Source organism: Emergencia timonensis (assembly GCF_900086585.1).
GTDB classification, from domain to species: domain Bacteria; phylum Bacillota; class Clostridia; order Peptostreptococcales; family Anaerovoracaceae; genus Senimuribacter; species Senimuribacter timonensis.
In genome coordinates this window covers 306,524-319,740 of record NZ_FLKM01000009.1, presented here as the reverse complement: position 1 = coordinate 319,740, position 13,217 = coordinate 306,524, and the positions used below count along the sequence as shown (strand labels likewise).

The 13,217-nt window shown below is 47.0% G+C and carries 13 protein-coding genes; 2 read left to right on the top strand and 11 right to left on the bottom strand.

All coding sequences use genetic code 11. The features are described from left to right. Position 1 precedes the first annotated feature (1 nt). Positions 2 to 475 carry a complex I 24 kDa subunit family protein gene (locus BN6539_RS12410; protein WP_067538972.1) on the bottom strand — a complete coding sequence of 158 codons (474 nt, stop codon included), beginning with the start codon at positions 473 to 475 and terminating at the stop codon, positions 2 to 4. Positions 476 to 879: 404 nt separating this feature from the next. On the opposite strand from BN6539_RS12410, the gene BN6539_RS23110 reads away from it, so the two are divergent. Then, positions 880 to 1,011 (top strand): hypothetical protein, encoded by a 132-nt coding sequence (locus tag BN6539_RS23110; protein WP_276326625.1) that lies wholly within the window; start codon positions 880 to 882, stop codon positions 1,009 to 1,011. Positions 1,012 to 1,202: 191 nt separating this feature from the next. On the opposite strand, the gene BN6539_RS12405 is transcribed toward BN6539_RS23110, so the two are convergent. From BN6539_RS12405 to BN6539_RS23565, 5 genes are all read right to left on the bottom strand, one after another. Next, positions 1,203 to 2,054, bottom strand: a complete 852-nt coding sequence (locus BN6539_RS12405; protein WP_067538970.1) for a metallophosphoesterase — start codon at positions 2,052 to 2,054, stop codon at positions 1,203 to 1,205. Positions 2,055 to 2,148: 94 nt separating this feature from the next. Continuing rightward, the gene (locus BN6539_RS12400; RefSeq protein ID WP_067538967.1) at positions 2,149 to 2,763 is read right to left on the bottom strand and encodes a GNAT family N-acetyltransferase; all 615 of its coding nucleotides are present in this window, start codon (positions 2,761 to 2,763) and stop codon (positions 2,149 to 2,151) included. 122 nt (positions 2,764 to 2,885) lie between these two features. Then, positions 2,886 to 3,053, bottom strand: coding sequence for a hypothetical protein (locus BN6539_RS22390; RefSeq protein WP_156524179.1), 168 nt, complete (start codon positions 3,051 to 3,053; stop codon positions 2,886 to 2,888). Between the two features lie 396 nt (positions 3,054 to 3,449). After that, on the bottom strand, positions 3,450 to 4,646 hold the full coding sequence (locus BN6539_RS12395; protein ID WP_067538966.1) for an FprA family A-type flavoprotein: 1,197 nt from the start codon (positions 4,644 to 4,646) through the stop codon (positions 3,450 to 3,452). A 1-nt stretch (position 4,647) separates the two neighbouring features. Continuing rightward, a complete protein-coding gene (locus BN6539_RS23565) occupies positions 4,648 to 6,573 on the bottom strand; it encodes an acyl-CoA dehydrogenase family protein (RefSeq protein WP_074038119.1) in 1,926 nt (641 codons plus the stop codon). Positions 6,574 to 6,711: 138 nt separating this feature from the next. Between BN6539_RS23565 and BN6539_RS12385 the strand changes: the two genes are divergently transcribed. Further along, positions 6,712 to 7,362 carry a Crp/Fnr family transcriptional regulator gene (locus BN6539_RS12385; protein ID WP_242869409.1) on the top strand — a complete coding sequence of 217 codons (651 nt, stop codon included), beginning with the start codon at positions 6,712 to 6,714 and terminating at the stop codon, positions 7,360 to 7,362. A 76-nt stretch (positions 7,363 to 7,438) separates the two neighbouring features. On the opposite strand, the gene glsA is transcribed toward BN6539_RS12385, so the two are convergent. The 5 genes from glsA to BN6539_RS12360 are packed head-to-tail and all read right to left on the bottom strand — an operon-like array spanning position 7,439 to position 13,215. Further along, positions 7,439 to 8,350, bottom strand: coding sequence for a glutaminase A (glsA, locus tag BN6539_RS12380; RefSeq protein WP_067538963.1), 912 nt, complete (start codon positions 8,348 to 8,350; stop codon positions 7,439 to 7,441). 4 nt (positions 8,351 to 8,354) lie between these two features. After that, a complete protein-coding gene (locus tag BN6539_RS12375; protein ID WP_067538961.1) occupies positions 8,355 to 9,098 on the bottom strand; it encodes an NYN domain-containing protein in 744 nt (247 codons plus the stop codon). Positions 9,099 to 9,109: 11 nt separating this feature from the next. Further along, positions 9,110 to 11,059: an aldehyde dehydrogenase family protein gene (locus tag BN6539_RS12370; RefSeq protein ID WP_187375501.1), complete on the bottom strand. Its 1,950-nt coding sequence runs from the start codon at positions 11,057 to 11,059 to the stop codon at positions 9,110 to 9,112. Between the two features lies 1 nt (position 11,060). Next, a complete protein-coding gene (locus BN6539_RS12365) occupies positions 11,061 to 11,684 on the bottom strand; it encodes a class II aldolase/adducin family protein (protein ID WP_187375499.1) in 624 nt (207 codons plus the stop codon). Next, on the bottom strand, positions 11,674 to 13,215 hold the full coding sequence (locus BN6539_RS12360; RefSeq protein WP_067538946.1) for a xylulokinase: 1,542 nt from the start codon (positions 13,213 to 13,215) through the stop codon (positions 11,674 to 11,676). Before BN6539_RS12360 ends, BN6539_RS12365 begins: the two co-directional genes overlap by 11 nt. Positions 13,216 to 13,217 lie beyond the last annotated feature (2 nt).

Genomic DNA, 13,217 nt, shown 5'->3' with positions numbered 1-13,217 from the left:
TCTAAACTCCTCTCAATTCGTGAACTAATGCAACGGCGTTTTCTGGCGTCATCTTCGGATAAACCTTATCGTTGACTGTCAAAACAGGAGCCAGACCGCAGGCGCCAAGACAGGACACGGTTTCCAGGGTGAACAGCATATCTTCCGTGGTCTGTTTTTCCTTCGAAAGACCCAATTCTCCATAAAGAGCTTCCAGGATCGGAATAGACTTGCGCACATGACAAGCAGTTCCGTCACAGACCTTGATAATATATTTCCCCTTCGGTTCAAAAGAAAAATTCTCGTAGAAGGTCGCTACACTGTAAGCCTGTGATTCACTAATCTTCAGCTTCTCAGCAACGTAGGTCAATAACTCAGGAGGTAAATAGCGGTATTCTTCCTGAATGTCCTGAATAATAGGTATCAGTGCCGCCTGTCCCGATCCATGAGATGCAATAATTTCGTCGGTTTTATCATAATATTCTCGTTCCAGCATATTACATCTTGCATCAGCGCCCTGATGGGCACGCCAATGCGCTCCTTTCTGTATAATGTATTCAATCTCATTCTATCGGATTGTTATAATCCTGTCAATATGATTGTGACACTATTTCCGTTATCGAAATATTCGCATTTTCATTTGCCTGTAACTTCGACTGGTTTCATGCCATAATGAATACAATCGCTTTTACTCTAATCAGAAAAGAGGTAATTATAATATGAAAGAAATAAGTTTGAGAAGGTTCACCGATCAAGATGTTACCTTATTAACATCACGGCTCAATAAAGAATATAAATGGCTCCATCATTGTATCGTTATGAGAGAGAGGATTCCCAGCGGCTTTTGTCAATAGTATGATTGCTATGACGCTTGCGGGTTAGAAGATTGGTATACGGCCAATGAACCTGCCGATACTTATAGTATCGATTAACTTAATCGGCAACGAGGATTATCTGAACAAAGGTTGCGGCAAGTCCATCGTCAGTACTTTTACAGAGAAATCAGGGCAGATGAATCAGCAAAAAACATAGTTCAGCCTGATTGAGGAAATCTTCCTTCTAATCATGTTTTCAAATCGGGATATCTTTGATACCAAAAACTTGATATTCTGCCCAAAGAGCCACAGGTGATTTGCAAAGCAGAATTTGTACTGGAGTTCCCCCGCTTTAACCGGTAGAGAACTCGTCGTACATTATATCAAAACTTTATAAGGTATTCCGCATTACACATAAATATGAAATAAAGTGACCTCCGGCACCACCCCAAAACGAGCAGAGATGTGAGTGGTTCCAATGCCGGTGTTGACGTAAAGCTGCTTAATGGCATTGTCATCGAAGGTGTACATGCCGCCGCTGTATTTAGAAGACAGCGCAGTGACAGTCAGAGCCATTTCATTGACGAAGGGCAGAAACGGAATGTTAATCTGTCCTCCGTGACTATGGCCGCTCAAAGCAATGTCATAGTCATAGTTCATATACGGTTCCACATTATCTGGCTCATGGGACAAAAGCAGTTCATAGTCGGAATCATAAATTTTCGTCCCGTCAGGCATAACGGGATGACCTAATAAGGCATCATCAAGTCCAGTGAACAATACCCTCTTGCCGTTATTCAATGTGATATACCAGTTTTCATTTTTCAGTAAGGTAAAGCCGGCGTCTTCCATGACCGCAGCATAGGTCCTTTCCGCTCCGCCGCCGTAATCCCTGTTTCCCCAAATGGCTATTTTACCATAACTGGCTTCAATCTTTTGCAATGCCGTTACGATATTTTCATCATCACGATATATCGCGTAGTTATCGTACAGATCCCCCGTAAAAATAACAATATCCGGATTTTGTTCATTGACCTTTTTGATGACCTTGTCCAAATTTTTGTATGTGAAGTCAGCTTTGATATGCAAATCTGATATTTGTACGATTTTTAAATGCTCTCTGTCCGGCTTTTCTTCATTGAGGGCAAACTCATTCAGGGTAACGCGATATGGTTCTATTTTAAAAGCATAATAAATACACCCGCCGATAACTAAAATCAATAGTGTAAAAACGATTAATATTCTCTTCAGTATTTTCATTTAAATGCTTAACGCTCCTTTTTGCAGATACAGCTTAGTATACTAAAAAATTGTGATAATCATGTTAAGAGTTTTTATGTTATTAACAAATTTTTTATTTCATTAGTTTGCTGTACAGAAAACATTTCAGCGGTACTTTTTTGTTTCCAAAATCAAGCACTACTTCTCTTTCACTCGAACGCACAAATCCCCTGTGTTCATAAAACTCATAGGTGCAGGCATCATCGGTGTATAAATAGATGTCTTTTCCCCGTTCTCTTCTTTCCAGTTCTTCTAACAGCTTCGTTCCGATGCCTTTTTCCTTCGAATCTGGATCAGCGGCCAGGAATACAACCTGACCGTCAGGCTGATTCTTCTCTAAATATTCGCCCAACATCTCTCTGTTTGCCGCATCATATATGGAGGTGCCGCCTTTGTAGAAAGTGTTCTGCAAAAACGCAAAGATTTTAACATATATCGTCTGTCCAATTGTCCGATGCCTTTTCTTTTCACCACGCATATCAGCTAAAAGTACACCTGCCAGTTCGTCTCCAAGATATGCCGCTATCACTTGAGTAGCACATTGCAATTCGCTGTACCAAAAATACCTGCCATACAAATGCAGCAGAAACTTGTGATCCAAGTAAAGATTAAAGTGCATTCCTGTAATGGCAAATTGTATCGCTTTGCCGTAATCTCTTTTTCTCAGTTCACGGATTTCAATTTCCATAGGGATCCCCTCTCTATTTCCTTTCGTAAAATGATTGTACCATATGTGCAAAACTCTGTCTACGTTGCCGCTTGGCACAGGAGTGGCTGATCTGGCGCAGGACTAGTGCCGGTCTGACAAAGCTAGTGCCGGCCTGACACTGCGCTGTTACGCATTTGATATCGGTCTGCCCCAATCTGCTTAACGTTTTCCGGCATTTTCGCCTTTCCTGCGTAACCGCAGCCTCCTTGACCCAGGTCCGTTACGCATTCGACATCGATTTTCCCAATCTGCTTAACGTTTTCCGGCATTTTCGCCTTTCCTGCGTAACCGCAGCCTCCCTGACTCAGGTCTGTTACGCATTTGAGGCCAGGACGTCCCAATCTGCTTAACGTTTTCCGGCATTTTCACCTTTCCTGCGTAACCGCAGCATCCCCGACCCAGGTCTGTTACGCATTTGAGACCAGGACATCCCAATCTGCTTAACGTTTTCCGGCATTTTCGCCTTTCCTGCGTAACCGCAGCCTCCCTGACCCAGGTCCGTTACGCATTTGAGACCAGGCTGCCCCAATCTGCTTAACGTTTTCCGGCATTTTCGCCTTTTCTGCGTAACCGCAGCCGGCCTTAGCACTGCGTTGGCCTGACCCCGCTCCGCCAGGGAGCGACAAAACGAGTGCCCGCGGGCACTCGTTTTATGGATATATATTCTATTTCATGGATTCGATAATGCTCTCAGCCAAATCGTCAAGCTGATCGTAAGTTGCATCATTTAATGATGACAGGATTGTCATCTGTTCGTTCAGCACCGTCATTTCCTTCATCTTGTCGAGTTCTTCTGCAATCAGTGATCCTGCCTGTGGAGCCCACGAACCGTTTTCAACGACGCCGACCACTCTCTTCTGCAGGTTCAGGGCAGCCATGTCTTCAATAAAGTTCTGCATAACCGGGAATATCTTCAGGTTATAAGTTACGGACAGCAGAGCCATGTGGCTGTATTTGAAAGCCTCTGAAATCAAGTAGGATACATGGGTACAGGACACGTCGTAAAGAGCGATGTTAGTCATACCCTTCTCACAGAGTTTCGTCGCCAGAATGTGGGCAGCGCTCTCTGTATTACCGTACATGGAAGCATAGGCGATGAGCACACCCTGTTCTTCCGGCTCATACTTTGACCATTTATCATACTTCTCCAGGAAGTACCCGATGTCTTTTCTCCAAACCGGACCGTGAAGCGGACAGATGTATTTGATATCGAGGCCGCCGGCCTTCTTCAAAAGCTTCTGTACCTGCGGACCGTATTTTCCTACGATGTTAGTATAATATCTTCTGGCGTCGTCAATCCAGTCTCTGTCAAAGTTGACTTCGTCGGCGAACAACTTTCCGTCAAGAGATCCGAAGGAACCGAATGCGTCTGCGGAGAACAGAACGCCTGCAGTTGTATCAAAGGTCACCATGGCCTCAGGCCAGTGAACCATTGGAGCAGCCACAAAGGTCACTTCGTGTTTTCCAAAAGACATGGTATCTCCTTCTTTGACTTCCTGAATGTTTTTTACAGGGAAGCCAAACTGGTTCATCATCATCGTTGCCTTTGCCGTGCAGATAATCTTTACTTTCGGATACCTGAGCAGAATTTCTTCAATAGAAGCGCCGTGGTCCGGCTCCATGTGATTGATTACCATGTAATCGAGCGTTCTGCCAGCTAAGACATATTCCACATTCTCAATAAATTGTCTGCATACGGACCAATCTGCCGTATCGAATAATACGTTTTTTTCGTCCAACAGCACATATGAATTATAGGAAGTACCTCTTGGTATAGGATGGATGTTTTCAAAGAGAGCGAGTCTCTTGTCGTTTGCACCTACCCAATACAAATCTTCTGTGACTTTTCTAACACACTGCATATTATTCTTCCTCCTTATCCTTTTCAACTACGACAAAGCTTTCTTGCTCTTCTCCGCACAGCGGACAGATCCACTCTTCCGGAAGCGCTTCAAATACCGTTCCAGGACTTACGCCGTTCTCTGGATCGCCTACTGCCGGATCATATTCGTAACCGCAGCCGTTACATACGTACGTTGTCCACGGTGATGCTTCCTTCTTCAAAGTCGGCTTTCTCATCTTTACCTTTGGAGGCGCCTGTTTCTTAGCTTCTCCATTGTCCAGGGCGGCAGTCAGCAGCGGCAGGATTTCCATCAGATCTCCCACGATGCCGTAGTCAGCATTTTTAAATATTGGTGCATTTTTATTCTTATTGATTGCAACAATGGTCGTAGCATCCTTGATTCCTTTCAGGTGCTGGCCTGCTCCGGAAATGCCGCATGCGATATAGAGGTTTCCAGTGAACTTCTGTCCGCTCATCCCCACATATCTGTCAAGAGGCAGATACTTGAGCGTTTCCGCCACTGGTCTCGATGAACCCACAGCAGCACCGGCCTGGTATGCCAAAGCTTCAATCAGCTTCATGTTGTCTTTGCTGCCGATTCCTTTGCCTGCGCTGACTACGCGGTCCGCCAGCGTAATCGGTGTCATTGGATCGATGCCCACAGTAAAGTCAAAACCATCACCCTTGAGCGCTTCCACTAAAGCGTCTACTTTTTCCTGTGCGGTTCCTTTGGCAAAAATCATCTTCTTCCGGTGACCGGTAATCGGTCCTTTTTGCGCCATCGGTGCCGCGTCACGTTTTGGCGCCTTGCCGATGATATGAGAAGCGATAACCACCCGCTGAATCTCGTTTGTGCCTTCATAGATCGTCGTAATCTTAGCGTCTCTATATGCACGTTCTACTTCCATGCCCTTCAGATAGCCAGTTCCGCCAAAGATCTGCAGTGCATCGTTGACAACCTCCAGACAGATGTCCGATGCATACTGTTTTGCCATGGCCGATTCCATGCCATATGGTTCGTGGTGTTCTTTCAATTCAGCAGCGCTGTAGATTAAGAATCTTGCACATCTGATTTTGGTCGCCATGTCGGCGATTTTGAAGGAGTTGACCTGCTGATGGGCGATCGGAATACCGAACTGCACTCTTTCCTTCGCGTATTCCACAGCGTGTTCAAAAGCTCCCTGAGCGATACCCAGCGCCTGTGAAGCGATGCCGATTCGTCCGCCGTCCAGAGTTGCCATTGCAATCTTAAAACCTTCACCTTCTTTGCCCAGCAAATTTTCTTTCGGTACTTTAACGTCGTTAAAGATCAGTTCTGCCGTCGATGAAGATCTGATACCCATTTTATCATAATGGTCGCCAAAGTCAAAGCCTTCCCATCCTTTTTCTACAATAAAAGCGCTGATGCCGCGCGTGCCGATATTCGGCGTCGTCACAGCAAATACGATATATGTATCTGCTATCGGCGCGTTGGTGATGAAAATCTTACCGCCGTTGAGCACATAATGGTCGCCTTCCAATACGGCTGTCGTCTCTGTACCACCGGCGTCGCTGCCTGCATTTGGCTCTGTCAGACCAAAGGCGCCCAGCTTCTCTCCCTTTGCCAGAGGCACCAGATATTTCTGCTTTTGTTCTTCTGTTCCAAACGCCATAATCGGGTAAGAACCCAGAGATACGTGGGCCGACAGGATAACACCGGCGCCGCCGTCTACTCTTGCCAGCTCTTCTACGGCGATGGCGTAACTCAAAACGTCAGAACCGGCGCCGCCGTACTTTTTCTCATAAGGAATTCCCATCAATCCCATCTCTGCCAGTTTCTTTACCATATCATGAGGGAATTCGTTGTTCTTGTCGAGCATGAATGCGATTGGCTTGACTTCTTCTTCCGCAAATGCTCTGATCTTTGCTCTCAGTTCCTCATAATGATCCGTCAGTTTATATAACATACCTATACCTCCTGTTTATAACGACTGCTTATTCACGTTTATCTATATGTGTATTATACTTCTCTGAAAATTATGAAGTTGTGGTAAATGCAACAATGTTGTGATAAAATTATCATAAAGAAAAATATACAGGAGGCAATGATGAAAAAAAGATATTTTACAGATAACATATCCCCGGAATCCATCGAAAAAATGATACTCTGTTTTGAGCCTCAGTTTAAATCATACGCGGCTGGCGAAACCATTTTAGCGTATTCCGATCAGTTAGAAAAAGTTGGAATCCTCTTAGCAGGACGAGCACGACTTTATTATATCGACGAAAACGGCGATTCCAGCCTCTTGGAAAATTACGCTAAAGAGGATCTCTTTGGAGAGGTCTTTTCCCTGCCTTTGGAGGATTACGAATACATCGTCACAGCGGAAACCGACTGCAATGTCGTCTTTATCAGCTATCAGCACATCGTTACCCCTTGTGAAAAGTCCTGTCAGCACCATTCCCAGCTGATCAGCAACCTCTTTCTCATGACAGCGCAGAAATCCCAAGCGCTGTCACTGCATATCACCATCCTCAATCAGCACACCACCAGAAAAAAGCTGCTGGCCTATTTAAGATATGCCCAATCCTCTTGCGGCGCCAAGGAGGGTGAATATTTCGAAATTCCCTTTACTCTGGGAGATTTGAGCGAATATCTGGCTGTGGACAGATCGGCTATGATGCGGGAAATCCGTCTGCTGAAAGAAGACGGATACATTGATTCCCAGCGGCGGCGTTTTATGCTGATCGACTGAGTGTTTACTGAGTGTTTAAAGTAAAAACGCAGGAGCGCCGAAAGTTGTTTCGACGCTCCTGCGTTCTATTTCTTTGCTAGAAGATACTGAGCTGAAGTTCCCTGCTCAGCCTTTCCAGCATCTTTACACCGGCAACACTGTTGCCTTTCTTGTCCAGGCCCGGAGAGTAGATACCGATACCCATCCTGCCCGGACAATCAGCCATAATACCGCCACCCACGCCGCTTTTGGCCGGAATGCCTACAGTGGTCGCAAATTCTCCCGATCCGTCGTACATACCGCTGGTCGTCAGCACGGCGTTGAGAAATATCGTATCTTCCCGGGGAATGATTCGCTCTCCGCTGCGATCCACGCCTCGGTTGGCCAACAAATATCCCATATTTGCCAGATCCTTGCAGGTCACTTTAACTGAACACATGGCAAAATAGACGTCCAGCAGCTCCTCTACACTGCCGTAGATCATGCCGGAGTTCTTCAGCAAATAAGCCAGTGCTCTGTTCTTATTGCCCGTCTTCTTTTCCGACTCATAGACTTCCCTGTCTATTTCCAGTTGCGGGTTGCCCGTAATCTTTTTTGTAAAATGCAGCAGACGCTGAAAACGCTCCTCATTACTAGCAGCCTTAACCAGGCCGCAGACTGCGATAGCGCCGATGTTGACCATGGGATTGATATGTTCTTTCAGCAAAAGCGGCTCTGCATAGTCGATGGCGTTAAATGGTTTCCCGGTAGCCTCCACACCGACGTGGGCTTTCACAAAGTCGATGCCGTTATCAATGGCTGTCAGCATCAGGAAAATCGGTTTTACGATGCTCTGAATCGTGAACGGTTTATCCCAGTCCCCTGCATAATAATCGCCCTCTGCTGTAGCGACAAAGATGCCGATTTCTTCTCTGTTGGCTTTTGCCAGCTCCGGTATATAATCTGCCACACGGCCTTCTGACGTATATGTTCTGCTGCTCTCTAAAATCTGTTCTAACGTTTTATTCATAAGTTTATTTTTTCCTGATATAGATTAATTTATTATTATTTCCGACTCTGTGCGCTTTTACCTCGAATAAATCCAACGATTTGATAAACGGTGTCAGCTTGGTATAGCCGAAGTTTCTCACGTCGAAATCCGGATAACGTTTGGAAAGAATGTTGCCCAGGTTGCCGGTAAACATCCAGCCATCCTCGTCAGAATTCTCTTCCACCAGGTCCACGATCGTCTCCTTCAGCTCTTCTAAACTGCTGAGAACACTGGCCTCTTTTTCCCTCTTCTCGGCAGCCGCCGCAACTTCTCTCCTCTCAGAGTAAATCAAATCCAGATACTTAAATTTGTTGCAGGCAGCGATAAAGGCTCTCGGCGTTTTCTGCTCCCCCATTCCGATCACGTCCATGCCCGATTCCCTGAGTCTTGCCGCCAGTCTGGTAAAATCGCTGTCGCTGGTGACCAGGCACAGACCGTCAATATTGCCGGAATAGAGAATATCCATAGCGTCGATAATCATGGCCGCATCAGTAGAGTTCTTCCCCGTCGTATAGCCATATTGCTGAACGGGAATGATGGAATTCTCCAGCAAGTATTTCTTCCACCCCTCCAAGTTAGGGTTCGTCCAGTCTCCGTAAATCCTCCTGTAAGTAGCCGTCCCGTAATTTGAAACCTCATCCATGATGGTTTTGATGTATTTTCCGGCGATGTTATCAGCATCGATAAGCACCGCGTATCTCATATCTATATTTTTGTCGTCTGTCATAATCCTCCGCCTTATTTTAAAAATAGTCTCAGCCACTTAGTATCTCTGCCATAAGGCGGATACCGCAGAGGGACGTCGATCAGATTGCTCTTGTTCAACACACTCTTTTCGTGGGTAAACGTTCTGAAGCTGTAACTGCCGTGATAATTTCCCATGCCGCTGTCGCCTACGCCGCCGAAGGGCATGTTGGACGTGGCCAGGTGCATGATGGTGTCGTTGATGCAGCCTCCGCCAAAAGAAATATTCTTGGTGACGTATTTCATGGAAGCCTTCGACCTTGTGAAGAGATAAAGGGCCAGCGGCTTCGGCCTTCCTTCCAGCTCCTTTTTTACTCTGCGCAAATCGTCGAACTCGATCATCGGCAGAATCGGCCCGAAGATTTCTTCTCCCATCGCTTTACTGTCCCAAGATGCTTCGTCTATAATAACCGGCCCCATCTTCAGACGGTCTCTGTCGATTCCGCCGCTGTAATAGAGGTCTTCTCCTTCAATCAAAGCGGTGAGCCGGTCAAAATGTTTTTCATTGACAATCTTTGAATAGTCTTTACTGTTGACAGGGTCTTCCCCGTACAGCGCCTCAATATTCTTAACTAACGCCGCCAGCAGCTTACTCTTCACAGACTCGTGTACCAAGATGTAATCCGGCGCTACACAGGTCTGGCCGCAATTGAGAAATTTTCCCCAAACGATTCTTCTGGCCGCAAGAGGGATATTTGCACTTTCGTCGACGATGCAGGGACTCTTGCCGCCCAGCTCCAAGGTTACCGGGCTCAGATGCTTTGCCGCTGCCTCCATCACCTGTCTGCCTACTGCTTTTCCGCCCGTAAAGAAGATGTAATCGAACTTCTGCGAGAGCAGATTCTGATTGGCCTCTCGTCCGCCAGTCACCGTATGCACATAACACTCGCTGAATGTCTCACTGATGATTTTAGCGATGATGTGGGAAACGGCCGGCGAATAAGCTGAAGGTTTGACCACCGCGCAGTTGCCTGCCGCCAGGGCGCCGGCCAAAGGAACCAAAGTCAGCTGGAACGGATAATTCCACGGCGACATGATCAGTACCGAACCGTATGGTTCTCTGTAAATCAAACTCTTTGACGGAAAATTGGAAAGAGGCGTGGCCACTCGTTTCGGTCTTGCCAGCCGGTCCAGGTGCTTCAGCATATAGGTGATCTCGCTGTATACTAAACCGATTTCCGTCTCATAGGCCTCATAGGCCGATTTTCCCAGGTCTTTGTATAATGCGTCAAAAATCTCATTTTCATGGCGCTTTACTGCATTCCGGAGCTTCAAGAGGGCACTTCTGCGGTAAGAGAGATCTTTGGTCACACCCTCTGCAAAGAAGGAGCGCTGTCTCTCTAAAATCTCTTTTATATCCATTATCTTTTCATCCCTTTCATAGCCTTCTTCAATATACTGTCTGCAGCAGTCTTCCAGCTTCAGGCAGTGGTCAAAGGCTTCTTCCATGGTCCTGCCGCAGCAAATCATGCCGTGGGCAGTCATGATACATCCATTATTGTCCCCGAGGGCTTCAATGGTATGCTTTTTCAAAGTTTTTGTGCCGGGAAGACCGTACTTGGCAAGAGGCACCTGACTGCCAAAGATTCGTTTCAGCTCTGGCTGTACTACAGGTACGGACCGTCCCGCAGCGGCAAAGACGGAGGCATATTTGGAATGGGTATGGATGACCGCGCCGATTTCCGGCCTGCGCTGATAAATTCCAGCGTGAAGCCCCTTTTCGGAAGTCGGTTTGTGCTCTCCTTCGTGTTCTAACGACCTGACGTCTACCTTTACCATATCCGCCGGCGACAGCCTGTTATAGTCTAGGCCCGAAGGCGTAACCAGCATAGTTTCCTCAGAAAGACGCATAGAAAGGTTTCCCCAGGTTCCCTGTACCAGGCCTGCTGCAACCAGCCGTTTTCCATAGTCCACCAGTTTTTCTCTCATTTCCATTTCGTTCATTTTATGCATCGCCCTCCTTGGACTTCACTTCCTGCTCCGCTTTGGAATATTTTTTCTTGTAAATCATCCTCATGAAATCCGCTTCGATTTTCGGCAGTGGTTTTGCGCCGCCCAACGCTTCTGCTTTCAGATTGACTTCTGCGGATTTCTCCAGGATCGTCAGCGCTACTACAGCCTCATAGAGATTACGGCCGCAGGTGATGGTGACTCCCTTATCCCTGACAAAACATCCTTCCGCTTTTTTTAACGCGTTTTTGACGGCCTGCTCATCATAGGAGACAGTCTCTACCCGATACCCCACGATCTGCGCCATATCGTCGAGCGCTGCAATCAGAGGCCGGCCCTGTTTTGCCGCCTGCCGGCAGTATGGTGTTGCTGAGAGCACCAAAGCATTGATATCATGATTCCCCTGCAGAAGCTTGTATTCAATAAAATGGCTGGTATCTTCCGGACTGACAATTTCTATGTCATCTTGGGACAGGGCGGCAAAATCTGCATCGTCAGCTGTCTCATAACAATTGCCGGCCAGATTGAGCATGATTTTGTTCACATCTCTGCGATAGCCATCCATTAATGACAATTCTTCAGCATACTTGTTAATCATTTCAAATATATTATTGTCCATTTTCCTCATGTCTGAACCTTTCTCCATTGGCAAATTTGTAGGCCTGCTCCAGAGATTTGTACACCTCCTTGTAGGTAAGAAAAAGCTGATCATAGACCGCCTTATTATTTCGATCAGGCTGATACACCTTGTCTATCTGCACGAATTCCTTGGCGTGACCGAAACCCGATAACTCTCCCAGTCCGATTAGAGCCACCACAGCCGCCCCTACGGCACCAGCGTTGCGCGGATCTTTGACGATAGAAAAGCTTTTGCCAGTGATATCTGCGATAATCTGCATCCAGCCGTTATCCAAAGCGCCTCCGCCGATAATCCTGAAATTATCACAGGCGAAGCCGTAATCTGCTTGATAGTTTTCTAAAATCCATCTCAGATTATAGCCGATGCCTTCATAGACGGAGCGCATCAGATGTTCTCTCGTATGTACCATAGTCATGTTGAACAAAGTCGCTCTGGTCGTCGTGGTGGAAACGGGACATCGTTCGCCCAGCATCCACGGCGTACAGATCAGATGATCGCTGCCAGGCGGTATGCTCTGCACCACATCGTCCATATACTTGTAGATGTTTTCTCCGTATTTTTCTTTTTCACTGGCGAAGAACTGGTCACAGATCCACTGAATATTGGCGCCGGCGGATTCGGTAATTCCGGCGATCAGGTTCATCTCTCTGTCGGCGCTCTGAATGGCTGCCGCACCGTGTCGGAACTTGTCAGCAGTTTTGCTGGTAGCGGCCACCCAGGCTGAAGTGCCTAAATAGATATGAATATCGCCGTCACCGCACATTCCTGCGCCTACGGCTGCCGCCTGCACATCGTCGCAGCCGCCGAAGACCGGCGTGCCCGCCAAAAGTCCCATTTCGGCTGCAGCCTCATCGGTGAGACCTCCCACCAGATCCGTACTGCAGACAAGAGGAGGCAGCTTCTCCATGTCGATGCCTGTCAGCTTGATGACAGACAGCCACTGCTTTGACTTCAGATCCAGACCGTAGGAAGATGCGCCGGACAGCTCCGTCACCATCTTTTTCGTACACTTATATTTGAGATACCCATTTACATCCAATATCAAATGGGTATTCTGATAAATCTCCGGTCGTTCCTCTTTCAGCCAGATAATCTTTGCAATGCAGTCCTTACCCATGATGGGCGTTCCTGCCACCAGGGAAAAGACCTTCTTGCCGCCCAAGTGCTTCATGATAGATTCCGCCTGCTTTTGGGCGCGGCCGTCCACCCACGTAATATTATTATACAGCACATTGCCATCTTTATCCACAGGAATCACACCCTGGGCCTGGGTGGAGAAGACGATGCCTTTGATTTCTGCCGGATCGATTGCCGTCTTCTCCACAATCGCGCGGCTGGAAGCCGTGACGGCATGCCAGTATTCTTCCGGATTCTGTTCCACCCAGGCCGGGTTCGGATAGAGGGTGGGATAAGCTTTGCTGCTGGTGGCGATCACGTCGCCTTTAAAATCTACTAGTACCGCTTTGTCTGAACTGGTTCCAATGTCATGTGATAAGATATATTTTCCCATAA

Coding starts and splice junctions, on each gene's coding strand:
- BN6539_RS12400 (WP_067538967.1), bottom strand. CDS start 2,763: ATGGAAATTGAAATCCGTGAACTGAGAAAAAGAGATTACGGCAAAGCG.
- BN6539_RS12395 (WP_067538966.1), bottom strand. CDS start 4,646: ATGCAGTGTGTTAGAAAAGTCACAGAAGATTTGTATTGGGTAGGTGCA.
- BN6539_RS12370 (WP_187375501.1), bottom strand. CDS start 11,059: ATGAACGAAATGGAAATGAGAGAAAAACTGGTGGACTATGGAAAACGG.
- BN6539_RS12375 (WP_067538961.1), bottom strand. CDS start 9,098: ATGACAGACGACAAAAATATAGATATGAGATACGCGGTGCTTATCGAT.
- BN6539_RS12405 (WP_067538970.1), bottom strand. CDS start 2,054: ATGAAAATACTGAAGAGAATATTAATCGTTTTTACACTATTGATTTTA.
- BN6539_RS22390 (WP_156524179.1), bottom strand. CDS start 3,053: ATGCCGGAAAACGTTAAGCAGATTGGGAAAATCGATGTCGAATGCGTA.
- BN6539_RS12365 (WP_187375499.1), bottom strand. CDS start 11,684: ATGGACAATAATATATTTGAAATGATTAACAAGTATGCTGAAGAATTG.
- BN6539_RS12360 (WP_067538946.1), bottom strand. CDS start 13,215: ATGGGAAAATATATCTTATCACATGACATTGGAACCAGTTCAGACAAA.
- BN6539_RS23110 (WP_276326625.1), top strand. CDS start 880: ATGAACCTGCCGATACTTATAGTATCGATTAACTTAATCGGCAACGAG.
- BN6539_RS12410 (WP_067538972.1), bottom strand. CDS start 475: ATGCTGGAACGAGAATATTATGATAAAACCGACGAAATTATTGCATCT.
- glsA (WP_067538963.1), bottom strand. CDS start 8,350: ATGAATAAAACGTTAGAACAGATTTTAGAGAGCAGCAGAACATATACG.
- BN6539_RS23565 (WP_074038119.1), bottom strand. CDS start 6,573: ATGTTATATAAACTGACGGATCATTATGAGGAACTGAGAGCAAAGATC.
- BN6539_RS12385 (WP_242869409.1), top strand. CDS start 6,712: ATGATGAAAAAAAGATATTTTACAGATAACATATCCCCGGAATCCATC.